This is a genomic window from Dethiosulfatibacter aminovorans DSM 17477 (assembly GCF_900142005.1).
GTDB classification, from domain to species: domain Bacteria; phylum Bacillota; class Clostridia; order Tissierellales; family Dethiosulfatibacteraceae; genus Dethiosulfatibacter; species Dethiosulfatibacter aminovorans.
On sequence record NZ_FQZL01000004.1, the window covers coordinates 189,833 to 214,270 of the forward strand.

Annotated in this window: 19 protein-coding genes, 1 tRNA gene and 1 other annotated feature; of the genes, 18 read left to right on the forward strand and 2 right to left on the reverse strand. The window is 39.5% G+C overall.

Annotated features, from left to right (window positions below):
• The first annotated feature begins 49 nt into the window (after window positions 1-49).
• The 9 genes from BUB05_RS00880 to BUB05_RS00920 all read left to right on the forward strand — a co-directional run bounded on the left by BUB05_RS00880 (window position 50) and on the right by BUB05_RS00920 (window position 13,468).
• Window positions 50-2,914, forward strand: coding sequence for a UPF0182 family membrane protein (locus BUB05_RS00880; RefSeq protein ID WP_073045674.1), 2,865 nt, complete (start codon window positions 50-52; stop codon window positions 2,912-2,914).
• Between the two features lie 390 nt (window positions 2,915-3,304).
• The gene (locus tag BUB05_RS00885; protein ID WP_073045677.1) at window positions 3,305-4,495 is read left to right on the forward strand and encodes a CaiB/BaiF CoA transferase family protein; all 1,191 of its coding nucleotides are present in this window, start codon (window positions 3,305-3,307) and stop codon (window positions 4,493-4,495) included.
• Window positions 4,496-4,511: 16 nt separating this feature from the next.
• On the forward strand, window positions 4,512-5,693 hold the full coding sequence (locus tag BUB05_RS00890; protein WP_073045679.1) for a CaiB/BaiF CoA transferase family protein: 1,182 nt from the start codon (window positions 4,512-4,514) through the stop codon (window positions 5,691-5,693).
• 14 nt (window positions 5,694-5,707) lie between these two features.
• On the forward strand, window positions 5,708-7,273 hold the full coding sequence (locus BUB05_RS00895) for a BCCT family transporter (RefSeq protein ID WP_073045680.1): 1,566 nt from the start codon (window positions 5,708-5,710) through the stop codon (window positions 7,271-7,273).
• A 288-nt stretch (window positions 7,274-7,561) separates the two neighbouring features.
• Entirely contained in the window at window positions 7,562-8,209 is a 648-nt protein-coding gene (locus BUB05_RS00900) for a hypothetical protein (protein ID WP_073045682.1), read from the forward strand.
• Window positions 8,210-8,308: 99 nt separating this feature from the next.
• Window positions 8,309-9,649: a sigma-54 interaction domain-containing protein gene (locus BUB05_RS00905; protein ID WP_073045685.1), complete on the forward strand. Its 1,341-nt coding sequence runs from the start codon at window positions 8,309-8,311 to the stop codon at window positions 9,647-9,649.
• Between the two features lie 65 nt (window positions 9,650-9,714).
• Window positions 9,715-9,929: a binding site (T-box leader), on the forward strand.
• A 73-nt stretch (window positions 9,930-10,002) separates the two neighbouring features.
• Window positions 10,003-11,277: a serine--tRNA ligase gene (gene serS / locus BUB05_RS00910; RefSeq protein WP_073045686.1), complete on the forward strand. Its 1,275-nt coding sequence runs from the start codon at window positions 10,003-10,005 to the stop codon at window positions 11,275-11,277.
• A complete protein-coding gene (locus BUB05_RS00915; protein ID WP_073045689.1) occupies window positions 11,267-12,448 on the forward strand; it encodes a D-alanyl-D-alanine carboxypeptidase family protein in 1,182 nt (393 codons plus the stop codon). The genes serS and BUB05_RS00915 overlap by 11 nt, the downstream gene beginning before the upstream one ends.
• A gap of 99 nt (window positions 12,449-12,547) precedes the next feature.
• A complete protein-coding gene (locus tag BUB05_RS00920; protein ID WP_073045691.1) occupies window positions 12,548-13,468 on the forward strand; it encodes an AEC family transporter in 921 nt (306 codons plus the stop codon).
• A gap of 121 nt (window positions 13,469-13,589) precedes the next feature.
• Here the strand turns inward: BUB05_RS00920 and BUB05_RS00925 are convergent.
• A tRNA-Pro gene (locus tag BUB05_RS00925) sits at window positions 13,590-13,666 on the reverse strand.
• Between the two features lie 311 nt (window positions 13,667-13,977).
• Here BUB05_RS00925 and BUB05_RS00930 point away from each other — a divergent pair.
• Together BUB05_RS00930 and BUB05_RS00935 are read left to right on the forward strand one after the other, a co-directional pair.
• Window positions 13,978-14,898: a hypothetical protein gene (locus tag BUB05_RS00930; RefSeq protein ID WP_073045694.1), complete on the forward strand. Its 921-nt coding sequence runs from the start codon at window positions 13,978-13,980 to the stop codon at window positions 14,896-14,898.
• On the forward strand, window positions 14,899-15,684 hold the full coding sequence (locus tag BUB05_RS00935) for a hypothetical protein (RefSeq protein ID WP_073045697.1): 786 nt from the start codon (window positions 14,899-14,901) through the stop codon (window positions 15,682-15,684).
• Between the two features lie 74 nt (window positions 15,685-15,758).
• On the opposite strand, the gene BUB05_RS00940 is transcribed toward BUB05_RS00935, so the two are convergent.
• On the reverse strand, window positions 15,759-16,166 hold the full coding sequence (locus tag BUB05_RS00940; protein ID WP_073045700.1) for a GNAT family N-acetyltransferase: 408 nt from the start codon (window positions 16,164-16,166) through the stop codon (window positions 15,759-15,761).
• Window positions 16,167-17,665: 1,499 nt separating this feature from the next.
• Between BUB05_RS00940 and BUB05_RS00945 the strand changes: the two genes are divergently transcribed.
• The 7 genes from BUB05_RS00945 to lipA all read left to right on the forward strand — a co-directional run bounded on the left by BUB05_RS00945 (window position 17,666) and on the right by lipA (window position 24,371).
• A complete protein-coding gene (locus BUB05_RS00945) occupies window positions 17,666-17,854 on the forward strand; it encodes a hypothetical protein (RefSeq protein ID WP_073045703.1) in 189 nt (62 codons plus the stop codon).
• Between the two features lie 208 nt (window positions 17,855-18,062).
• Window positions 18,063-19,049: a thiamine pyrophosphate-dependent dehydrogenase E1 component subunit alpha gene (locus BUB05_RS00950; protein ID WP_073045706.1), complete on the forward strand. Its 987-nt coding sequence runs from the start codon at window positions 18,063-18,065 to the stop codon at window positions 19,047-19,049.
• The gene (locus tag BUB05_RS00955; protein ID WP_073045710.1) at window positions 19,046-20,017 is read left to right on the forward strand and encodes an alpha-ketoacid dehydrogenase subunit beta; all 972 of its coding nucleotides are present in this window, start codon (window positions 19,046-19,048) and stop codon (window positions 20,015-20,017) included. Before BUB05_RS00950 ends, BUB05_RS00955 begins: the two co-directional genes overlap by 4 nt.
• Before the next feature lie 73 nt (window positions 20,018-20,090).
• A complete protein-coding gene (locus BUB05_RS00960; RefSeq protein ID WP_073045713.1) occupies window positions 20,091-21,386 on the forward strand; it encodes a dihydrolipoamide acetyltransferase family protein in 1,296 nt (431 codons plus the stop codon).
• Between the two features lie 13 nt (window positions 21,387-21,399).
• Window positions 21,400-22,779, forward strand: coding sequence for a dihydrolipoyl dehydrogenase (lpdA, locus tag BUB05_RS00965; RefSeq protein ID WP_073045715.1), 1,380 nt, complete (start codon window positions 21,400-21,402; stop codon window positions 22,777-22,779).
• A gap of 34 nt (window positions 22,780-22,813) precedes the next feature.
• The gene (gene lipB / locus BUB05_RS00970) at window positions 22,814-23,521 is read left to right on the forward strand and encodes a lipoyl(octanoyl) transferase LipB (protein ID WP_073045718.1); all 708 of its coding nucleotides are present in this window, start codon (window positions 22,814-22,816) and stop codon (window positions 23,519-23,521) included.
• A complete protein-coding gene (lipA, locus tag BUB05_RS00975; protein ID WP_073045721.1) occupies window positions 23,511-24,371 on the forward strand; it encodes a lipoyl synthase in 861 nt (286 codons plus the stop codon). Before lipB ends, lipA begins: the two co-directional genes overlap by 11 nt.
• The last annotated feature ends 67 nt before the right edge of the window (window positions 24,372-24,438 follow it).

The following is a 24,438-nucleotide window of genomic DNA, read 5'->3' on the forward strand; positions in this document are numbered from 1 at the left end:
TATTGCGTTGCATAATAGATTGAGACAGACAAAATAGGAGGGAGATTGCATGGCGGATAACAAAAAGAAACAGAACACTCTAAACAAAGCTAATATTTTCGGAATAATCATCTTCTTGGTGATAGTGGTTGGCATCAGTTCCTTCGGCAGCCTTATTTCATTTGTATCGGATTACAAATGGTTCAGCGAAGTTGGTTACACAGGTACATTTTTGACAAAATTGAGAACCCAGTTCATGATAGGAGTTCCTCTTTTCATAGTTCTAATGATTGTATTCAACTATTACCTCACATACCTGAAGAAGAAGTATTTCAAGGAAATGAGCCTGACCCTGGACAAGGACAACATGAAAAAGGTCAATCTTGGAATAAGACTCGGTTCAATTGTTCTGGCATTTTTCTTCACTGTGTCCGTTGTATCATCAATGTGGTTTGAAATACTTGAATTCATAGATGGCCAGCTTTTCAATGTTTCAGATCCTATATTCAACCAGGACATAGGATTCTATGTATTCAAGCTTCCATTCATAAACAGCATACTTAATTTCCTTATGGCTATGCTGTTCATATTTATTGTCATAACTGTAGCATTCAATATGATAATCTTTACTGCAAAGACTACTACGAGAATGCGTTCAGGAGAAAAGGTAATAGATTTTGAGGAGCTCAGCCACAAGAGAAAACCTTTTAACGATACAATAGACAAAAAGACAATAACCAATATATTGAATCAGGTTGCATTCTTTGGAGCAGCGTTCCTTTTGATTCTTGGAATAAGGTCCTGGCTGAGATCCTATGACTTGCTGTATTCCACAAGAGGTAAGGTTTACGGAGCGTCATATACCGACATAATGGTTTCACTGAAGCTTTATAGGATTACTGCTGTTGCAGCCATTGCTGGAGCCGTTACTTTCTTTCTGGGAGCAAGAAGAAAGAATCTCATACTGGCCCTTGCCATGCCTGCAGCTCTTATAGTTATAACCATAGCAGGTGGAATTGTTGGAGGAGCTGTTGAGACTTTTGTAGTTGAACCTGACCAGATATCAAAGGAAATGAAGTACATAGAGTACAACATTGAATATACCCAGAAAGCCTACGGTCTTGAAAATGTAAAGGAAGTGGAGTATCCGGTAAAATACGACCTTTCCAAGAATGACATAAATGTTAACAGCAAGATAATAAACAATATAAGAATCAACGACTACAGGCCTATAGAGCAGGTCTACAACCAGATTCAGGGTATAAGACCATACTATGTTTACAACGATGTTGACATTGACAGATATACAATAAATGGAGAATACAAACAGGTATTTCTGTCTGCCAGAGAGCTTGACCAGTCAAAGCTTGACTCACAGGCACAGACTTGGATCAACCAGGTTCTCAAGTACACCCATGGATACGGTTTTTCACTGTCTCCTGTAAATAATGTAACATCAGAGGGGCAGCCAATCCTTCTAGTAAAGGACATACCTCCCACTACAACTACAGACCTTAATATTACTCAGCCTGAAATATATTTCGGCGAGATGACAAACGACTATGTAATAGTAAATACGGATGAGGAGGAATTCGACTATCCTTCGGGTTCGGACAACGTAATGACATTCTACGATGGAACTGCAGGAATTGAACTTTCGGGAATGAACAAGCTTCTGTTCACCATAAGACAGGGCAGTCTCAAGATATTCATTTCAAACAACATAAACTCTGACAGTAGAATAATACTTCACAGGAACATACTGACAAGAGTCAAGAAGATTGCGCCTTTCCTTACATTCGGATCAGATCCGTATCTTGTAGTAAACCAGGATGACGGAAAACTTTACTGGATTATTGAAGCTTTCTCCTTGAGTGAAAAATATCCATATTCACAGCCTATAGAAGACTATTCATACAACTACATAAGGAATCCTATAAAGGTTGTAATAGATGCATACAACGGAGATACGGATTTCTATATTACAGACAAGACAGACGCACTTGCTGCCACATACAGGGAAATATTTCCGGATCTGTTCAAGGACCTTGACGAAATGCCTCAGGGAATCAAGGAACATATAAGATATGCTCAGGAGTACTTCAACGTTCAGTCTGAAATATACAGAACTTACCACATGGAAAATCCAACAGTGTTCTTCGGAAGAGAGGACCTTTGGGAAATTTCCGAGGAGAAATATATGGAAGCTGTGCAGAAGGTTGAATCAAACTATGTGATGTTCGAGCTTCCGGGTGAAGACGATGTTGAATTCCTTCTTTCGGTACCTTATTCACCAGTAGGAAAGAACAATATGACAGCACTCTTTGCGGCAAGAAATGACGGCGATAAATACGGTGAACTTGTTCTTTACAGGTATTCCAAGAATGAGAATATACCTGGTACCAACATGATAGAATCAAGGATTGATCAGGATTCCGAGATATCTCCACAACTCACACTGTGGTCCCAGGAAGGATCAAACGTATTGAGGGGAAATATCCTTGTAATACCAATAGAGGAATCGCTTCTTTACATCGAGCCAATATACCTGCAGGCCGACAATGAAAACAGTCTTCCTGAAATGAAGAAGGTAATAGCTGCCTATGCAGACAATATAGTGATGGAGGACACTCTGGAAGAGGCACTCAACAGTCTCTTCGGATCGGACTATGATTCGGGTGAAGGTGGTGGAATAGAGGACAAGACAACAAAGGACCTCATAATAGAAGCAAATGAACTCTATAAAAAAGCCGATGAAGCTTTGAAAAACGGTGAATGGGCAAGATACGGCATATACATAGAGCAGCTTAAGAAGGTTCTCACCCAGCTTGAAATAAATGAAGGAATAGAGCTAGAGGTTGAAGAGCCTGAGGAGGAACCCACTACTGATGAAGAACCGGCTGAGCAGCCTGTAACTCCAATAAATCCACAGTAAGAAATTAAAAACATGAATATTAAAAGTATTGATGAGAAATATCTTATCAATACTTTTTTTTTGCAAATTTTAGTCAAGATTGAATAATTAGTCAAATGTGACTAAAATGAAATTTACATTGAGAAATCAATGATTCTTGGCTTTTATAGGGTAATCGTTTTTTTATTATTCAAAAATGACTAATCAATTGCTGGAAATTTGATTATTTACACACATTATAATATCCCATTATAAAATATTCATTTAAATAAACAGGGTGATTTCAACGATTACAGAGTATTGTTATTTTAGGATTTCTTTTTTGGTATGGTAATTGCATTATTCATCTTCAGGTTAATATATTAACATTTATAAAAGAACAAATACAAAATCTAGCTTATGGAGGAAAATATGGTAAAACCACTTGAAAATATTAAAGTAGTCGATTTTACCGACAACCTTGCCGGAAGTCTGGCTACCATGTACCTAGCCAGCTTCGGTGCGGAAGTTATCAAAATTGAAAATCCAAAAAAAGGTTCAAAAATCAGGAATTATGAGCCTGTCATCGAAAATGGTAGTTTGTTCTTTTCCTATCTTGGAAAAGGTACCAAGAGTCTGTCTGTCGATATTGAAAAGGAAGAATCAAAGGAAGTTCTTGAAAAACTCATAATGGAAGCTGATGTAATTTGCGAAAGCAGCGAACCGGGTTATATGGATGGCATTGGATTGGGATACGAAGATGTAAAAAAGATAAATCCTGAAATAATATATGCATCGGAATCATATTACGGTCATACAGGTCCCATGAAAAACAAGCCCGGATCAAGCTGTACGGCACAGGCATATGGTGTATCAATGGATATGACAGGTGTAATTGATGAAGAGCCGATCAAGTCGGGTCCTGCAATGGGAGAACACTATGCCGGAGGATATATGGCATCTGGAGTAATATTGGCTCTTATAAGAAAAAGAATGGACGGATTTGGACAGAAACTGGATATTTCACTATTGGATTCACTCTTCTCAACCATTGAAGCAGCCGCAGCCGCATATTCACTTAACGAAGAGATACAGACGAGAAAGGGTAATTTCGATCCCGCATGTGCTCCATATGACACTTTTAAAACCAATGACGGATTTGTTGCAGTCGGAGTGGCAAGCGAGATCCAATGGCAGAATTTCGCCAAGTATGTAGTGGACATGCCTGAGCTGGTGACCCACCCCGTATACAGTACAAATACAGGAAGATGTGATGACTACCTGTTCAACTTGAGGCCCATACTTGCAGATCATATTGAAAACTGTTCAAAATACGATATTGAAAGATTGTGCCGTGATTATGGAATTCCAAGTGCTGAGGTGAACGATATAGAATCTATGATGAATCATCCCCATGTTACTGAAAACGGTTTTCTCAGCAGTATGAAGAATGATTTTGTAGGCGAGTTTAAAGTACCAAGTCTTCCTATTGAACTAAGCGATACTCCTGTAGTATTTGAAAGCAAGGCCCCTTCAGTAGGAGAACATACCTTGGACATATTAAAGGAACTGGGATACAGTGACGACAGGATTAATACTTTAAAGAGAGAAGATATTATATAAATAAAGGAGAGAAACAATGGGTATTTTTGACGGAGTAAAAGTAATTGATTTTACACATGCCTATGCCGGTCCCTTTGCAACACTGAATCTTGCGGATTTCGGAGCGGATGTAATCAAAATAGAGAGAAGAGATACTGGAGATGTTTCCAGAGGATGGGGTCCATTCAAAAACGACTACAGTGGATATTACAGTTCATTCAACAGGGGAAAGAGAAGCATAACACTTGATTTCAGAAGCGAAGAAGGTCAGAAGGTCATATTTGATCTTGTAAAGGATGCCGATATAGTATGTTCAAATTTTAAGGCCGGTACGTTGGACAAGTATGGCATCGGATACGACAAAATGAAAGAAATTAAGCCTGATATAATTTACGCTGCTATTTCAGGTTTTGGAGAAACTGGAGTTCTTTCTTCATTTGCAGCCTATGACAATGTTGTACAGGCAATAAGCGGGTTGATGGACGTAACAGGATTCCAAAGTGGTGATCCAACAAAAATAGGACCTGCAATAGGCGACAGTTTTACGGGACTTCTTCTGTTCATGGGTATAGCCACTGCATACTACCACAAGCTAAAAACAGGCAAGGGACAGAAAATAGATGTTACAATGCTGGGATCATTGTTGATGATGCTGGATAATCCGATTATGGCTTCATCGGTTAAAGAAGAAAAGGTTACAAGAATTGGAAATATGAATCCCCACTACTCGCCATGTGACATCTTCAAGGTAAAGGACGGCTATGTAACAATAGCAGTTAAAAACCAGAAAATGTGGGATTCATTCTGTTCGATTGTCAGTGATAATGAAATACTGTCAGATAAAAGATTTGAAACCAATGAAGAAAGACTTAAAAACAGTATGGTTCTGAAGGAAATAATAGATAACCTGCTTCAAGACAAAACAAAGGAAGAAATTGAAGAAAAACTTACAGGTGCTGGAATACCTTGTGCACCGGTTATGAATATTAAAGAGGCTTTTGATAACGAACAGCTTATAGAAAGAGATATGATAGTAGAACTTGCAGATCCTGGTACGGGCAGTATAAAAGTTGTAGGTAACCCAATAAAACTGTCGAGGGACTTGCCTGTCATTTCAAAGCCGTCACCTTTGCTCGGACATCATACTGATGAAATCTTGAAAGAAATTGGATATGAAAAGGGAAAAATTAGTGAATTAAAAGAACAGAATATTATATAAAAAGGAGAAATTTCATGAATAAAAAAAATATTGATTATTCTTTGATGCTGCCGTCCATTATTTTAACACTTTTGCTTTCAATACCTCTGGCATTGTTCAAGGAAAAAGGTGGAATTGTAGTAAATGCCGTTTTCAGTTTTATAACATCAAATTTCAAATGGGCATTTTTACTTTTCGGACTTTTCTGTGTTGTGTTCCTGATTTGGCTTGCACTCAGCAGATGGGGCAACATTTTCCTGGGTCAGCCTGGTGAAAAACCTGAATTTTCAAATTATACATGGGCTGCAATGATTTTCTGTGCAGGCATCGGTATTGCAATAGTTTACTGGGCATTTATTGAACCTGTTTACTACATGGGAGGACCACCACTGGGAGTTGCTGCAGGTACATCAATGGCTGCCGAATTTGCAGGAATGCTGGGTCAGTTTCACTGGGGTGTAACACCGTGGGCTATCTACTGTATACCTACAATACCCATTGCATATTCAATACACGTAAAAAGAGCTTCCACTCTTAGATTGAGTACAGCCTGCAAGGGAGTCATAGGTTCACATGCAGAAGGATTTGCCGGTAAAATGATAAACGTACTTGTAATATTTGCAATGATAGGCGGAGTAGGTACGTCTCTTGGACTTGCTGTCCCCCTTGTTACTACGCTGTTTGCACATATGCTTGGAATACAGGAAAGTTTTTCACTTCAGATCATTGTACTGACCATATTTACAGCATTAATAGCAGTTACCGTTTATTCAGGATTACAGAAGGGTATGGCAAAGCTTGCTGATTTCAATACCTATATTGCATATTTTCTGTTGGCATTTGTATTTATTGTAGGACCTACAATATTTATTCTTAATCTATGGGTAAACAGTCTTGGACTAATGGTTACTGATTTCATAAGAATGAGCTTGTGGACAGATCCTATAGCAAATTCAGGATTTCCAGAAGGATGGACAGTATTCTACTGGGCATGGTGGATTGCATATGCTCCTATGATGGGATTGTTTGTTGCAAGGATATCAAGAGGTAGAACGGTTAAGCAGGTTATACTGGGCGAATTGATATTTGGAAGTCTAGGATGTTGGGTATTCTTTGCAATCTGGGGAGGATATGCAATAGATGTCCAGATATCAGGGGCGATGGATGTTGCTTCAATTGTCGCAGAACTGGGCACAACGGGAACAATAGTGGCCATATTGAGTTCTCTTCCTCTAGGAAACCAGCTGATCATACCGGTGTTTACCGTTTTGTGCGTAGTATTTCTTGCTACAACTCTCAATTCAGCTGCATTTACACTGTCGGCGCAGGTAACTAAAAACATTAAGGGTGATGAGGAACCGAATAAATGGAACAGAACACTTTGGGCGATATTCCTGGGAGTATTTGCTGTCGGGCTTCTTGCTACGGGAGGACTTAAGACAGTACAGCTTGCATCGATAGTTGTTGCTCTTCCTCTCATGCCAATATTGTTGATAATGGTTGTTTCCGTAATGAAATGGATGAGAGAGGATTATGGTGAAATACTGATGCCTAAAGTAGCCGTTAAGGAAGAAAGGGAAATTAAATCAATAGCTGAATAAAATAAAAGAGGGATGTTTCATCCCTCCACATCTTTTTATCCAAAATTTATTATATTTTTGTATGAATATATTATAATACCCAACTATTCTTAGTAGTATTATATAGATATCAGTATACGAACGTAAGGTGAATTATGGCTTATATACTAGAAAATAGATAACAATTAAAAGACCATGAAAAGAGTATAGTATCAACGCTGGAAAAGTGCAATAGCTTAGGAAAGTCAAAAACGCATAGTATATTGAAAAGTTTTCGTTATGATGTCATGGTTTTGAATTGAGGATTGTATGAAAAATAATAGAATTTATAATAGGGCAAAAAAACCCATTGAAGAAATTGAAACATTGATTGATTACTTAATGAATCCCGTGTTTGAAATTTCGGGTGATGTTACGGTAGACATGGCTGTAAACATATTTAAAGAAGATTGTAACACAATAATTGTAAACAAAAATAATTTTGGAAAAATAAGGATAATTGACAGGGATATATTGTTTGATCTTCTGTTGAAGGATGTTGGTAAAGACAAAAATATATTCGATTACGGTTCTGAAGATTTTTGTTTATTGGAAAACTTGGACAATATTTCTGATATTCAAAGCAGGTACATATTGGTGAGAAATCTGGAATTTAAAGTGACAGGTGTTTTTAAAAGAACATACATAAACAGGCTTTCTGACAAGTTTGACCATCTGAATGAAAAAAAAATAATGAATATAGTAAAGAACAAATTGAATGACGATACTCCTGATATAATTGTAAACAAGGTAATTCCCATCAAACAGGCAAAGGAAAAAGTTGAAAGGGAATTGATTACAATGGTTATGAAAGAAGTCAAAAGTACATATAAGGCGGCTAGAATCCTTGATGTGAGTCAGCCGACCATAGCAAGAAAGGCTAAAAGGTATAATGATGAATTACTTGACTTGATATAAAGGATCGGATCATGTGAATTTTTCATCAAGAAAATTTTGTCAGTGAAAACGTTGCTTCAATCTGATATCATGTATATAAAGAAATATATGGAGTAAGTTATGCTTATAAGTGACAAGGAATTTAGAAGAGTTATAGATAACCTTCATGATGAAATAATGATCTATGATGATAATTATAGACTCGTTTATGTCAATAATGCTACTAAAAAGCATTATGGAATTGATCCTGAAGATTTGATAGGGAAGAAGTTTTCCGACTTGGATGAAACTTATTGGGGAAATTCTACTCTGCCTGAAGTCTATAATAAAAAGAAGATAGTAGCAAAAAGACAAATAACAAATCAGGGTATAGACATTGTAACCATTTCCACACCTATTTTTGACAAGAACAACGATATCAAGTATGTAGGTCAAAATGTCAATGAAATAAATACTCTGAATGAATTCAGTAAAAATGACTGTATTGATTGCGAATGGTTTGATTCAGACGAAGACACGGAATATATTTACAAAAGTAAGGAAATGGAAAAAACCATGTCGAACATCAATAAAATAAAAAACCTTAAATCAACATGTTTGCTCATAGGGGAAACAGGTACGGGAAAAAGTCATTTGGCAAAGTATATGCATATCAGCAGCAAATATAAGAACAAACCTTTTGTAAGCATCAACTGTGCTTGTATGAATCCGAATCTAATTGAATCTGAGCTGTTTGGATATGAGAAAGGAGCTTTTACAGGAGCAAATGCAAGGGGCAAAGAAGGTCTGGTTGAGGCAGCTGACAATGGAATACTTTTTCTTGACGAAATTTCCGAAATACCTCTGGAATTTCAGGCAAAGCTTCTTCATTTCCTCCAGTATCAGGAATTTATTCCTGTTGGTGGAAGTGTAAAAAAAGAAGTAAACGTGAAGATAATAGCTGCAACAAACAGAAGTCTTTCATCAATGGTTGAACAAAAGGCATTCAGGGAAGATCTGTACTATAGATTGAATACCTTTGAAATAAAGCTTTTACCTTTAAGGGAAAGAAGAGAAGATTTGAAATTATACATAGACTATTTTCTCGATAAATTCAATAATTCCTATTTTAGAAAATGTAAGATAAGTCCTGAAGCATTAAATGTACTTTTCAACTATTCATGGCCCGGCAATGTCAGGGAGGTTGAACATATCATTGAAAAGGCTGTAGTATTGTCGAAAGACAAGGAAATAAAGATAAATGATCTTCCTAAAAGAATTTTTGAATACAATACACATACCTTCAATTCAATGATTGAAAAGGAAAAGAGTTTTGATGAATTGATGGATTCAGTGGAATCAAAAATTATCAATGAATATTACAAACAGTACAAAACCAGCATAAAAGTGGCTGAAGTACTTGGCATCAGTCAATCAAAGGCCTATAGACTCATAAAGAAGCATGTACTGGATGAAAAGTAATTATAAATTAAATAAACGAGTGTCTTGACAAAGATATTATAGTATAATATTATTACAAGAAAGTAGCTATGACTGTGAAGGAAAGCAGTAGGCTGACATGTTTTTAAAGAGAGCTTCTGGTTGGTGTGAAGAGGCAAAACATGCTGTTGAATCCGTTCCCGAGTCTGCAGGGGTTGAAAAACCTGCACGTTGGAGGCGTTAACTCATTTGAGCGACTGCAGTTATTATTTGCAGTAATCAGGGTGGTATCGCGGTAGTATTCAATACTCTCGTCCCTTTATACAGGGACGGGAGTTTTTTTATTATAGGACAACCCAAAAACCTTATTTAAAGGTTAAACCTAGGAGGAAAAAATGTTAGATATCAAAAGAATCAGACAAAACCCGGAAGAAATCAATGAACTGCTGAAAAGAAGAGACCCAAATCTTTCAATAGACAAGGTAATAGAACTGGATGAAAAAAGAAGGGAAATCCTTAAGAAAGTGGAAGAAATGAAGGCAAACCAGAATAGGGTATCAAAGGAGATTCCAAAGCTTAAGAAGGCTGGAGAAGATGTAACGGAAACCCTTGCTGAAATGAAAAAGCTTTCTGCTGAAATTAAGGAGCTTGATGTAGAAGTTAAGGCTGTAGATGCTGAAATAAGAAATGAACTTCTCTACATACCAAATACTCCAAACCCCGATGTTACCGTTGGATTGACAGAAGATGAAAACAAGGAAATCAGAAAATGGGGAGAGCCCAGGAAATTCGATTTTGAAATAAAGGCTCACTGGGACATAGGAACAGACCTTGAAATACTTGATTTTGAAAGGGCTACGAAGATTACAGGAGCAAGATTCTCAATGTTCAAGGGAATGGGAGCAAAGCTTGAAAGGGCGCTCATATCCTTCATGCTTGACCTTCATACTGAAGAGCATGGATTTACAGAGATTTCACCTCCATTCATGGTGAACAGGGACAGTCTTGTAGGCACCGGACAGCTTCCGAAATTCGAGGAAGACATGTTCAAGATTCCACAGAAGGACTTCTATCTAATACCTACTGCAGAGGTTCCTGTGACAAATATCTACAGGGACGAGATACTTGAAGAAAACGACCTGCCCGTCTATATGACTGCATACACTCCATGCTTCAGATCTGAGGCTGGATCTGCAGGTAGGGACACCAGAGGTCTTATAAGAAACCATCAGTTCGACAAGGTAGAGATGGTTATGCTTTCCAAGCCGGAGGAATCTTACGAGCAGCTCGAAAAGCTTACAGGATTCGCCGAAGAGATACTCAAGAGGCTCAACATACCTTACAGGGTAATAGAGCTTTGTACGGGAGATACAGGCTTCTCATCGGCAAAGACTTACGACATCGAGGTGTGGATGCCAAGCTACGGAAGATATGTGGAGATTTCTTCATGTTCAAATTTCGAAGACTACCAGGCAAGAAGGGCAAACTTGAGATACAGACCTTTCAACAATGGAAAGCCACAGTTTCTTCACACCTTGAACGGATCCGGACTTGCAGTTGGAAGAACCTTCGCTGCGTTGGTTGAAAACTGTCAGAACGAAGACGGTACAGTAACAGTGCCAGAGGCATTGAGACCGTATCTTGGAGGAAAAGAGAAAATTGAATTCTAGATATAGATTCAGAAAAATATCATTGATTGTTGCAGTAATGCTTCTCATTAACATTACTGCAGCTTTTGCTGAAATAGATGTAAGCCAGGATATCAGGTCTGCCATTGTAGGAGACATGGAAACAGGCGAAATATTCTATGAGTACAATTCTACTGAAACCGTCGAGCTTGCCAGCATCACAAAGCTCATGACCTATCTCCTTGCAAGGGAGGCAATTGATGCCGGTGAAGTGTCCTTTGATGATGACGTATACATTTCCAAAAATGCAGCCAACAGCGGAGGAAGCTCACTGTATCTTCTCTCAGGGGAATCACTGAAGCTTGAACTCCTTATGAATTCAATGCTCATAGTGTCGGGAAATGATGCGGCAGTTGCCATAGCCGAGCATGTCAGTGGCAATGTGAACACTTTCGTGGGACAGATGCATGACAAGGCAAGGGAAATAGGAATAACCACTGCAAGGTTCATCAATCCAAACGGAATGCCCATAGACTATGAGGAAACGGACCAGAACTTCATGTCTGCAGAAGATGTATTCAAGCTTGCAAGATACATACTGCAAAAATATCCGGACATTACCCAGGTTACTTCACAAACGAAAGTTATCATTCCTGAAAGAAACTTTGTCAAAAACGCCTCCAACAAGCTTCTTGAAGAACTTGAGGGTGTTGACGGACTGAAGACGGGATATACGGACAAGGCTGGAATGTGCCTCGTTTCAACAATGCCCTATGTGGACAAGGAAGACAGCAACAAGGACAGAAGAATCATAGCCGTCCTTATGGGAGCACACAGCGAATCGGACAGGGTAAACAAGTCAAAGACAATGCTTGAATACGGCTTGTACAATTTCTTCATAGAAAAGATAATCAACAAGGATGACATTGTGGAGGAGATACTGGTTCCAAATGCTTTGGACATGAATCTTCAAGTCGTTGCATCGGAAGACTTCTACAAGCTTGTTGAAAACGGAACAACGATGAGGACTGAAAACATCTACAATGAAGAATTGGAAGCTCCCATTTCAAAGGGAGATGTTGTAGGAAGAATGGAAGTATTCCTCAACGATGAAATGATCAAGGAAATACCTTTGAAAGCTACAAGGGACATGGAAAAGGCAGGATTCTTTACAAGAGCATTCAGATACCTTTCAAATGTTCTTGGAATATAGAATAATCTAAATTGTCAATTTATTGAAATATACAGTCAGCACTTAAATTGCTGGCTGTTTCAATGTCGGCAGACAATTTGAATAAATAAGAGGTTTTTTATGATACTAGCTACAGTAGTAAACTCGGTGCTTATAATGGGCTTCCTCATAGCCATAGGTTTCTTCCTGGTGAAAAAGGGAATAATAACCACAGAAGTGGAGCAGGCGTTCACCTTCATGCTTCTAAACATAGCAATACCGGCACTGGTTATCAAATCATTCAATATAGAATATTCTCCTGAAAAAATGGACCTTGGATTCAAGGTGTTGAAACTGGCATTTCTTTTTACAGCTGGAACGGTTTTTCTCAACCATTTCATTCTAATGAAGGTGAAGAATATCGGAAAGAGAAAGGTCATGAGATATACAAATGCACTGACAAACTGCGGATTCATGGGATTTCCAGTAGTCTACCAGGTATACGGAGCAGAGGGAACCTTCTTTGCTTCAATGTTTTATGTCAGTGTTATCTTTCTCATGTGGACCTACGGAATGTCCATCTTCTACGACAAGTTCGGAAAAAGGGAGCTTAAGGGAATGCTTCTTAATCCCAACATGATTTCAGTATATATAGGCCTTTGCATATTCTTCTTTTCAATAGAGATACCCCATATCGTAGAGAATATGATTGATTCCGTTGGTGGGATAATAACTCCCCTTGCAATGTTCATAATAGGCGCAAGGATAGGAAGGGTCAGGCTGTCTGAAATGTTAAGCGATATTTTTGTATATCTTGCAACCTTCATTAAGCTTGTGTTCTTTCCCTTGATCATGGTGTTTATACTGTCAATAATTGAAATGGATCCTTTGATTGAAGGAGTGTGTCTCATATATGCTTCACTGCCTCCACCTGCAATAGCTGTTGTTATAGCCAGCCAGTTCAACTGCGAGGTTGACTTTTCATCAAAGATAGTAGTGATGACACACTTGTTTTCACTTGTTACAATACCCCTCATGTTTGCAATATTCGAGTTGTTGTAAGGCTTAGAGGATTAAATAAATTTTTATATATTAACGACCATATGACTAATTAGTCTAATACTAAAAAAACACACTTCGTTGAAGTGTGTTTTTCGTTGATATTTAAATGCATATAGCGTTTTGGTCGGGACGACAGGATTTGAACCTGCGACCCCATGACCCCCAGTCATGTACTCTACCAAGCTGAGCCACGTCCCGACAATTTACCGGTTCTCTATAAAACCGGTAAGTAATATTATACACTTATTTGTTGATTTGTCAATGAAAGTTGGCGTTTAAATGCAAAATATCTTTCAACTTTGATCAAATGTGGATAAACTTTCTTGAAATGGATTTTTTTGTGGATAAAACAGTGCCAAAAGGGATAATTATGGTAAAATATAGGTGTAGACCATGCAGGTATAAAACAACAAACATATACTTTCGATACTTGAATCACCTTATGAAATTTCACAGGAAATTATATTAATGATTGCAATAAAAATATTGTAACAGGAGAGTGATTAGATATGAAAGACGTTGCCAGGCTGTTTGACTACTTCAAGGATGCATTTCATTTGAATGTGGAAAACAGGAAGCTCTATATGCCTCAAATTATTCTTATACTAGTTAAAACCTGTATTTTTCTTGCCTTTGGTATTTTCATATACCAGGTCATAGTCAGCTTCGAATATACGGGATTCAGCGAAAATGTCATAAAGGATGCTGTCTTTGGCTTGGCATGGTGGATCGCAGGAATGATATTACTCGGTATCATAGGTGGTATAGTAATTGAAGCAGGACTCTTCAACATGTACAGGGTTTGCATCTATGAAAGGGAACTCAGGTCGGGAGAATTCTTCGAAGGGGTGAGAAAGAATTTCCTGAAATTCCTTCTTGCAGATTTCATCATGCTCATCGTGTGGCTCTTGATTTTTATTCCATACATCATCATAGGGGTCTTGTCGTTGCTGACGGGCTTTGTTCTCATACCTCTCATGATTTCAGTTTTCACAATAATGTGGAAGGTGTCAATGGCCGTGGATGATGTATTTGTTATTGAAGGATTCAAGAGAGGTTTCCATTTTGCAGTTGAGCATTTCATACCGCTGAGCGTACTTGTCATCATAAGGGAATCATTCCTTAATTTAGGCAACGGTTCGTGGAAGTCCAATTCCAGAAGCAGTTCTTCAAATTCATCGTCCAACTTCATGGATGACCTTCCAATTGATATTGAGCCTCCGGACATTACCGTTCACCAGGGATATTTGAAGGCACTTCCCTATATCAAGATTGGATTCTATGTTATGCTTCCAGTAATATCAATAGCAGTAATAGTAGGCTCACTTGTTAGAATGGTATTCCAGATATTCTTCGGACTCGCATCCTTCATAATGTATGCGGATAATGTAAGTAAACCTGATGAAAGATCCTCGTGGGAGGTGGAATAGATGTGGTTTGACTTTTTGATGGATGACGGAAAGGCTGTATTTGAGCTGTCCAGACAATACAAGGGTGTATTCGTCCCTGTCTTCCTTAAATTGATAATGACTCTGATTATAGGAGTTTATGCAGTCATAAGCATAGGAATCACTGCCATAAGCGGTGCCTTGTCCGGCATAGGCAGCGCCAGGGATATTGAAGTGATCATAAGCATCCTCGCTCCTATGTTCATCTTTCTCGTCTTCGGCTATATCATCTTCATGATATTCTGGGCTCTAATAGAAGTGGGGAGCATCAATCTTTACAGGGCGGCCATAAATGGAGAGAAGCCTACAAGGGAACATTTCCTTACGGGCATAAAAAGATATATGATGAGGGTTTTTGGAGGAAAACTGTTTATTCATTTCCTTGTACTCATACTGTCCCCTTTGCTGATAATATTTTTTGTCATATATGCAGTAATACTGGGAATACCAACTGCAGGATGGGCTGTTGTGTTCTTGACTGTTGTCATAGGAGCATACTTTGCAACCTGGACAATAGCTATAGTCAACGACGACCTTGGTGTCTTCAAAGGACTGGGAGCAAGCTTCAGGCTTGCAAAACGCCATTTCAAGCCCATGTTCATACTTGTTCTGTCAATGATGATGGTGGTCAGGTATTCAAGTTGGATACTCGGTCCCTTGGCTTTCGTTTTTCTGGGATGGTTCCTTGGAGGAGTTGTAAGGACGTTTTTCAGAATTGTGCTGTACAAGACATATCTGAGGTATGAAGAGAAAGTACAGTATCCTTGATGTAATTATATAAAGAAATAGAAAACCAGTTCCCATAAACATGAGAGCTGGTTTTGTTTTAGTAAGGTTAAATGCTACAGCATATTATTGTATTTCATTCCTACGGACTTTGGAGCGGTTTCCTCGAAGTTGAATTTCTTGTACAGATTCTTTGCTTCTCCCTTGGCAATAACTGTAAGGCAGCCGTCTTTTGGAGCGTTCTTTCGGTAGTAGTTCACAAGGGCCTCCATAATGACACCTTCAAATCCAAGTCCCTGATGCTGGGGAAGGACTGTTACATCCGTTATGTGGAAGGTGCATCCGTCTCCTATCATTCTTCCCATTCCTATGGTCTTGTCTTTGATGGTTATATGGACACCAAACCACGAATTGTCGATAGCCAGTTTTGCAGAAGCACGGGTCTTTTCTCCCAGTGTATGCTTTCTGATATTCAGATAGTCTTCAATACTAGGCATTTTTTTGACCACTTCGAATTTTTTCATAAGATCCTCCGATAGTTATATATTTATATTGAGTTATTCCTAATAAGAAAAAGATTGATCCGGCAATGTCCGGCTCCTTTGTACAAGGTTTATTATAACACAGACACTGGTGGTAATCAGCAGTATTGTGATAAATATTCATATTATTGTTGATATTTTTGTTTGATGATTTATAGCACATGATGAATAAATATTATATATTTCATGAAAAGATATGGAAAAAACACGAAAGATAAAGGTCTGTAATGCTTCTATAAATTTTAATGTTCGTGTATTAAAATGAATACAATATACATGAAGAAAAGCCCTTGCGTTAATAAAACTTTGTGATATAATCGTAGATACAACAAACACCAAACCTGTCAAACCAAGACAGGCAAAAGGATTCATAAGTCGGAAAGATTGAAATGTTTTAACGGATTCATTCACGGAATCAAAAAAACAAATCAAGTACAATTTGGTTAACAATTTGCAAAACAGGATTAGAAACCCTAAAAAAGCAAACAATAATCAAAAAAGAAAAATTTGTTGAATTGAATAAAAATGAATGAAAAAGTTAGAATAAAAGAGTAAATCAAGTATGAAATCAGAAAGATTGAAAAATTTCAACAAATTCAATCGATGAAAAATCAAGAAAAGCAAATCCAGTAAAATTGGGAAAATTGTGAAGCAGGGGCAAAGACTCCTGATAAGCAAAAGACTACCAAAAAGAAAAATTTGTAATATTGATCAAACATGATTGAAAAAATTGAAAAAAGAAAATCTATTATGAAATCAGAAAGATTGAAATTATTCAACAAATTCAATCAATGTAAATCAAGAAAAGCAAATCCAGTAAGATTGGGAAAATTGTGAAGCAGAGGCAAAGACTTCTGATAAACAAAAGACTACCAAAAAGAAAAATCTGCAATATTGATTAAACATAATTGAAGAAATTGAAAAGTAGATCAAGTAAGACATCAGAAAGATTGAAAAATTAACAAATTCAGTCGATGAAAAATCAAGGAAAAGCAAATTTAGTAAGATTGGGAAAATTGTGAAGCAGGGGCAAAGACTCTTGATAAACAAAAGAGTACCAAAAAGAAAAATCTGCAATATTGATTAAAAAGAGATTGAAAAAGTTAAAAAAGTAAATCAAGTAAGACATCAGAAAGATAGAAATGTTTAAATGAAATCAATTGATCAAAAACCAGGAATTCAAATCCGGTAAAATTTGGAAAAATTGCAAAAAAGGATTAAAGCCCCTGAATTGCAAATAATAACCAATAATAAAGGTTTGAAAGAATGATTTGAAAAATAATCGATGGAAATAAACAAAAGTAAATCAAGTAAGATGAATGAAAAAAATTGCCCATTGGAAAAAACAGACTAGTGAATGTTGAGTAACATAGATGAAAATATGTTGCGATAATTCTGCCTAGGGGCAAAACCCGAAAGGAGCAACATGAAAGCAGAAATATAGAAACCAGTTCTCATAGACAATTCTAAGAGAGCTGGTTTTGTTTTTTGGAGTTTTTGATATTGGTGAAGGGCTGCCTTATAAGGCGGCTTTTTTTGTTACCTGGAAACTGGTCCCAATAATGGGAATAGTGTCAGGAATGGGAAAATTCAGTGTTAAAAATGGGAATATTAAGGGGCCAGGAAGGTGTTTTTTATATATAAATAAATTTAAAATACAGTCATATTAAGGGTTTAAGGGCATTGTCACCTCTTGCTGGAAAACGTTGGCATGGTAATTGCTTCATATAGAGGCAAGAAGGAACAAACAAAGATCTACTCTATGCATCAATATTGTTTGGGAGGTGGTACTGATACTCAAGACAGTTGCATGAGTTGACGTTGGTTCGAAAAGAAATTTTGATGCAAATTACTCAATAAAAAGTTGGAGGAAAAAGAATGAATTTATCAAACGATAAGATTGTAGACATGTACAAGACCATGATGAAAATCCGAAAATTTGAAAACCAGGCAATGGATCTTTTTGCAAATGGAAGCATACCTGGTTTTGTTCACCTGTATTTAGGTGAAGAGGCTGTGGCAACAGGAGTATGTGCTAATTTGAACGACAAGGATTATATAACAAGTACCCATCGTGGACATGGGCATATTGTTGCAAAGGGCGGAGACTTGAACCTTATGATGGCGGAGCTTTACGGCAAGGAAACCGGCTACTGCAAGGGCAAGGGAGGATCCATGCACATAGCCGATGCGGAAAAAGGAATACTTGGAGCAAATGGAATAGTTGGAGCAGGCCACAATATCGCAGTAGGTGCAGGACTCAGCATATCATATCGTGAAACTGACCAGGTATGTGTCTGCTTCTTTGGCGATGCGTCTACAAATCAGGGAACTTTTCATGAGTCCATGAATCTTGCAAGCATATGGAAACTGCCTGTGGTATTCGTTTGTGAGAACAACTTGTATGGAATATCAATGAACCAGAGCAGACACCAGGCAATCAAGGACGTTTCAGACAGGGCTGTTGCCTACAATATGCCCGGCGTTACAGTTGACGGAAACGATGTGTTTGCTGTTCACGAAGCTGCAGAGGAAGCCATCAAGAGAGCGAGGCTGGGACAAGGGCCTACATTGATCGAGTGCAAGACATACCGTCACAGAGGCCACTTTGAAGGTGATCCGGGAGCATACAAGCCGGAGGAGGAAGTCAAGGAATGGATGGCAAAGGATCCCGTTCCAAGGTTTGAATCCTTCCTCATTGACAACAAGATATTGACCAAGAAGGAATTGAAGGAATTGAACGAGGATTTGGACAAGGAAATGGCTGCAGCAATAGAATTTGCAGAGAACAGTGATTATGCGTCTGTGGAATCGGTAGTTGAAGATATATTTACAGATATAATTGAGGAGGTTAGGGCAAGATGAGGAAAATGACTTATTCTGAAGCAATTCGAGAAGGTATGAGGATAAAAATGAAGGAAGACCCAAATGTTCTAATCTTTGGAGAGGATGTTGGAGCTTTTGGAGGATGCTTCGGTGTTACTGCCGGCCTTCATGAAGAATTCGGCGACAAGAGAGTCAAGGATACCCCCATTTCCGAGGGTGTAATAGTAGGTGCGGCAGTAGGTGCTGCTGCAACGGGACTCAAGCCAGTAGCAGAGCTCATGTTCATAGACTTCCTAACAGTTGGAATGGACCAGCTTGTTAACCAGGCTGCAAAGATGAGATACATGTTCGGTGGAAAGATTACATTGCCGATGGTTGTAAGACTTCCTGCCGGTGCTGGAGTTCAGGCTGCTGCCCAGCATTCACAGTCCCTGGAGGCATGGCTTACCCATGTACCTGGATTGAAGGTGGTATACCCGTCGACTCCTCAGGATGCATTGGGACTGATGTTGAGTGCAATAGAGGACGATAATCCGGTAATGTTTGTGGAGCACAAGCTTCTTTATGCATTCGAGGGTGAAGTTGAAGATGATGTTAAGCCTATCCCTCTAGGCCTTGCCGATGTGAAAAGGGAAGGATCTGATTTGACAATCGTAGCAACCGGAAAAATGGTCCATGATGCTCTTGAAGCTGCTGCACAGCTTTCTAATGAAGGAATAGAAGCGGAAGTAATAGATCCAAGGTCACTGTATCCCTTTGACAAGGAAACCATATCTGAATCCGTTATGAAAACCAACAAGGTTTTGGTAGTAACAGAGGAAAATAGAAGAGGCGGATTCGGTGGAGAGATTTCCGCCATGATTTCCGAGGAAATGTTTGATTATCTGGATGCACCTATAACAAGGATAGGGGCATTGAATACACCCATACCTTTCACTCCGACCCTGGAAAGTTATGTAATACCAAACTCAACAGATATTGTAAGTGCTGCAAAGAAAATGTTTTAAATAAAAAATCATGGAGATGGCATTGATATATCTTTGCCGTCTCTTTATAGAAGGAGATTAAGGAGGAAGTTAAATGGCTGATATAATCGTTATGCCCAAGCTTGGCCTGACAATGAAGGAAGGAAAGATTGGCAAATGGCTTAAAAATGAAGGAGATTTTATAAATAAAGGCGATGCCTTGCTTGAAGTCACTACGGATAAACTTGCAAATGAAATAGAATCCAATTATTCCGGTTATGTGAGAAAGATAGTGGCGCAGGAAGGAGACTCGGTGGCATGTCTGCTGCCCATAGCCGTAATAGGAGACCAGGACGAGGATATCTCATCGGTACTGGGAGATGAAGTTGCTGAAAAACCCCTTGAAGAAAAGAAAGTGATCGTATTGGAGAAGAAAGCCGGCGAGCCTGTAAAGGCAGGGGGAAGAATCAAGGCATCCCCTGCTGCAAGAAAAAGAGCCAAGGAGCTCGGTGTCAGCCTGGAGGATGTTGCTGGAGGGGGACATCAGGGCAGGATAGGTGTTGAAGATGTTGAAAAGTACCTTGAGAACAGGGACAAGGTCAAGGCCAGTCCAACTGCTAAGAAACTGGCATCCAGCTTGAATGTCGACATTGGAGATATTGACAAGGATGGAAGGATCATGAAGCAGGATGTAGTGGACTACAGTACGGCCCAGGGCCTAGCAGCAAGGGCAAATCCTCAGGAAGAGAGGGCGCCGATGAGTCAGATGAGGAAGGTAATAGCGGAAAGGATGTCACAGAGCTGGGATGTTTCTCCTGCTGTTACCTATGATATGAAGGTTGAAATGACCGAACTCCTGAAGTTGAAAAACCGCCTGAAGGAAACCCAGAAGCTTACCATTACCGATTTGCTGGTTAAGATATCATCCAGCGTATTGCTTGAATTCCCTCTGGTAAATTCAACCATAGACGGTGATGAAATAATTACAAGAAATTATGCCAACATAGGGGTGGCGGTAGCCATAGATGAGGGACTTGTTGTTCCCGTAGTGAAGTATGCGAACGTCAAGGGACTGAAGGAGATATCGGCTGAAGTAAGGAAGCTTGCGTCAAAAGCAAAGAGCAACAACCTGTCTTCTGACGACATGCAGGGAGGCACCTTTACAGTCACCAACCTGGGCATGTTTGGAATGAATGCATTCTCGCCCATAATCAACCAGCCTGAAGTGGCAATTCTCGGCGTAAATGCCATAGAAGATGTTCTTTTCATGGAAAATGGACAAGTGAAGTCAAAGCCCCTTATGACCCTGTCTCTTACTGCGGACCACAGGGCCGTGGATGGAGCGGTGGCTGCCAACTTCCTGAAAAGATTCAAGACATATATCGAATGTCCTGAAATATTGATGCTGTAAAAGGAGGAAGCTTATGCATATTGTAGTAATCGGTGGCGGACCGGGTGGTTACGTCAGCGCAATAAGAGCTTCTCAACTGGGAGCCAAGGTGACTATTGTAGAAAAGAAACATTTTGGAGGAACATGTCTCAATGTCGGCTGCATACCTACAAAGGTCCTTCTTCATACATCTGAACTTTACAGAACCATGCTTCACGAGTCTTCCGAACTTGGAATAGATATTGGTCAAGTATCCCTTAACTGGCCAAATCTTCAGAAAAGGAAGGATGCCATAGTAAGTCAGCTGGTGGGAGGAGTGGAAGTCCTTCTTAATTCCAACGGCGTTTCAGTTATAAACGGCGAAGCATCATTTACGGGAAAAAACCAGATCTGTGTCAGGGATGAAAGCCATAATGAAACAATAGTCGACTTTGACAAGGCAATAATCGCTTCAGGATCTGAAAGCATCATACTCCCAATAAAGGGAGTGGACAATGACGGAGTTATAACAAGCACCGAGGCACTGTCACTGGAGGAAATACCGGAAAGCATGTGCATCATAGGAGGAGGAGTAATAGGCTGTGAGTTTGCAAGCCTTTATTCTTCAATGGGATGCGACGTCACAATTGTGGAGATGCTTCCTGAACTGATTTCAGTAATGGACAAGGAGATCGTAGGCATACTCAAGGAGGAGCTGTTGAAGAATGGCGTGGGCATCCTTACAAGCACCAGGGTCAATTCCATAGGAAGGGAGGGCGACGGTCTTCTTGTTGAAACGGACAAGGATGCATTCAAGGTTGACAAGGTCCTTCTTGCAACTGGAAGAAGGCCAAAGACGGACGGACTTAACCTTGAAGCCATCGGAGTGAAGACGGAAAGAGGAGCCATAGTAGTGAATCCCTTGACAATGCAGACAAACATAGGCAGCATTTATGCAATAGGAGACTGCAACGGAGGCATCCTCCTTGCTCATGTTGCATCGGCTGAAGGAACAGTGGCTGCGGAGCACGCCATGAACAAGAAATCCAAGATGGATATGAGAACAACACCTTCAGCCGTTTATACAAGACCTGAAATTGCTTCAGTAGGCATGACGGAAGAGGAAGCAGTCAAGACGGGATACGGTATAAAGGTGGGCCGCTTTCCCCTATATGCAAACGGCAAGTCCCTCATAATGGGAGAAGGTGGAGGCCTGGTCAAGTTTGTTGTTGATGAATCAACAGATGAGATACTTGGAATCCACATGGCGGGACCAAGGGCAACGGACCTTATCTCCGAAGGGTGTATGGCCCTTCGTCTCGAGGCTACAGTAGAGGAAGTAATAAGCACAATACATGCCCATCCTACAGTCAGCGAAGCTTTTCATGAAGCTGCCCATGCCGTCCATTCTTCGGCTATACACTTGCCGAAATAAATCACTTACGCCAAAGTTTAAAGGAAGTATTGAAATGAAATTGAATGTATTGAGATTCAAAAAAATCGAATATGAAAAGGGATTTGATATACAGCTAAGGGTAATGGACATGAGAAAGAAAAACCTCATCGACGATACCATAATCCTTCTTCAGCATCCCCATGTACTGACCATGGGTCTTGACTGCGGTGAAGGAAAGGACAGCAATCTTCTTGCAACAAGGGAGTTACTTGAGGAAAAGGGAGTGAGCCTTGTAAGGACAAACAGGGGAGGAAACATAACATACCATGGTCCCGGGCAGATTGTGGGCTATCCCATAATAGATCTTAACAATCACGACAAGGATATTAGACAATACGTATACAATCTTGAGGAGTTCTTCATCAGGATGCTTAGGGAAGAATATCAGATATGTGCAGGCAGGGACAAGAAACACAGGGGCGTCTGGGTGGAAAATGACAAGATAACTGCACTGGGATGTTCCGTGAAGAAATGGGTGACCATGCACGGCTTTGCATTCAATGTCAATACGGACATGGACTATTTCAAGCTGATAAATCCATGCGGAATAACTGACAAGGGAGTGGTATCCCTTGAAGAGCTGACAGGATTCAAGCAGGATGAGGAAGTTGCTGAATCACTGGTACTTGAATATTTTGCCGATATGTTCGGATACGATGAACTGGTATACTTTGGTGAAGGGATTGAAAATATGCTGGAGGTGTCGAGAAGTGGATATTAAGAGACCTGAATGGCTGAAGACAAGGTATTCATATGACCCCAATGTGGTAAAGGTAATAAGGATACTGGACGACAATTCAATAAATACCGTATGCAGGGAAGCCAACTGTCCCAATGTCATAGACTGCTTTTCAAGAAAGACTGCAACATTCATGATTCTCGGCAGGAACTGTACGAGAAACTGCAGGTTCTGCAATGTCACAAGCTCAAGGCCTGAAGAAATAGACAAATATGAACCGGAAAAGATTGCCGATGCGGTGCTCAAGATGAAGCTTAAATACGTGGTCATAACATCTGTCACCAGGGACGACCTTGACGATGGAGGTGCCGGACATTTTGCAAGTGTTGTGAGGACCATAAAGGATCTGGGAAGGGATATAAAGGTGGAGTTATTAATACCGGATCTTAAGGGAGATGTCGATGCCCTCAAGGTAGTTCTGGACAGTAGACCTGATGTATTGGGCCACAATGTGGAGACTGCAAAAAGGCTTTACAGGGAGGTAAGGTCTGAAGCTGAATATGAGAGATCCCTTGAAGTACTGAGCAATGCCAAGAAGATAGACCAAAACATAACAACAAAGTCCGGCATGATGCTGGGTCTTGGGGAGACTGTTGACGAAGTTATAAGGGTCATGAAGGACCTAAGAAAACATGACTGCGACATAATGACTCTTGGACAATACCTTTCGCCTTCACCGGACCATTATCCCGTTAAGGAATATATAAGGCCTGAAGCATTTGGAGGATATGAAGAGTACGGCAAAAGACTGGGTTTTAGCAATGTCTTTTCAGGTCCCCTTGTAAGGAGCTCCTTCCATGCGGATGAAGTTTTCTGTAAAGGAAGCCATTGATTATGGTACTGCTTGTTATACTTGTTTATTCGACTGTCAGGTTATATACTTGTTAATATAAGATTTA

Bases quoted from the DNA above. Each gene is read 5' to 3' on its own strand.
- BUB05_RS00885 (WP_073045677.1), top strand. From the start codon at position 3,305: ATGGTAAAACCACTTGAAAATATTAAAGTAGTCGATTTTACCGACAAC.
- BUB05_RS00880 (WP_073045674.1), top strand. From the start codon at position 50: ATGGCGGATAACAAAAAGAAACAGAACACTCTAAACAAAGCTAATATT.
- lipB (WP_073045718.1), top strand. From the start codon at position 22,814: ATGAAATTGAATGTATTGAGATTCAAAAAAATCGAATATGAAAAGGGA.
- BUB05_RS00890 (WP_073045679.1), top strand. From the start codon at position 4,512: ATGGGTATTTTTGACGGAGTAAAAGTAATTGATTTTACACATGCCTAT.
- BUB05_RS00895 (WP_073045680.1), top strand. From the start codon at position 5,708: ATGAATAAAAAAAATATTGATTATTCTTTGATGCTGCCGTCCATTATT.
- serS (WP_073045686.1), top strand. From the start codon at position 10,003: ATGTTAGATATCAAAAGAATCAGACAAAACCCGGAAGAAATCAATGAA.
- BUB05_RS00950 (WP_073045706.1), top strand. From the start codon at position 18,063: ATGAATTTATCAAACGATAAGATTGTAGACATGTACAAGACCATGATG.
- BUB05_RS00905 (WP_073045685.1), top strand. From the start codon at position 8,309: ATGCTTATAAGTGACAAGGAATTTAGAAGAGTTATAGATAACCTTCAT.
- BUB05_RS00935 (WP_073045697.1), top strand. From the start codon at position 14,899: ATGTGGTTTGACTTTTTGATGGATGACGGAAAGGCTGTATTTGAGCTG.
- BUB05_RS00960 (WP_073045713.1), top strand. From the start codon at position 20,091: ATGGCTGATATAATCGTTATGCCCAAGCTTGGCCTGACAATGAAGGAA.
- BUB05_RS00930 (WP_073045694.1), top strand. From the start codon at position 13,978: ATGAAAGACGTTGCCAGGCTGTTTGACTACTTCAAGGATGCATTTCAT.
- lpdA (WP_073045715.1), top strand. From the start codon at position 21,400: ATGCATATTGTAGTAATCGGTGGCGGACCGGGTGGTTACGTCAGCGCA.
- BUB05_RS00940 (WP_073045700.1), bottom strand. From the start codon at position 16,166: ATGAAAAAATTCGAAGTGGTCAAAAAAATGCCTAGTATTGAAGACTAT.
- BUB05_RS00920 (WP_073045691.1), top strand. From the start codon at position 12,548: ATGATACTAGCTACAGTAGTAAACTCGGTGCTTATAATGGGCTTCCTC.
- BUB05_RS00955 (WP_073045710.1), top strand. From the start codon at position 19,046: ATGAGGAAAATGACTTATTCTGAAGCAATTCGAGAAGGTATGAGGATA.
- BUB05_RS00900 (WP_073045682.1), top strand. From the start codon at position 7,562: ATGAAAAATAATAGAATTTATAATAGGGCAAAAAAACCCATTGAAGAA.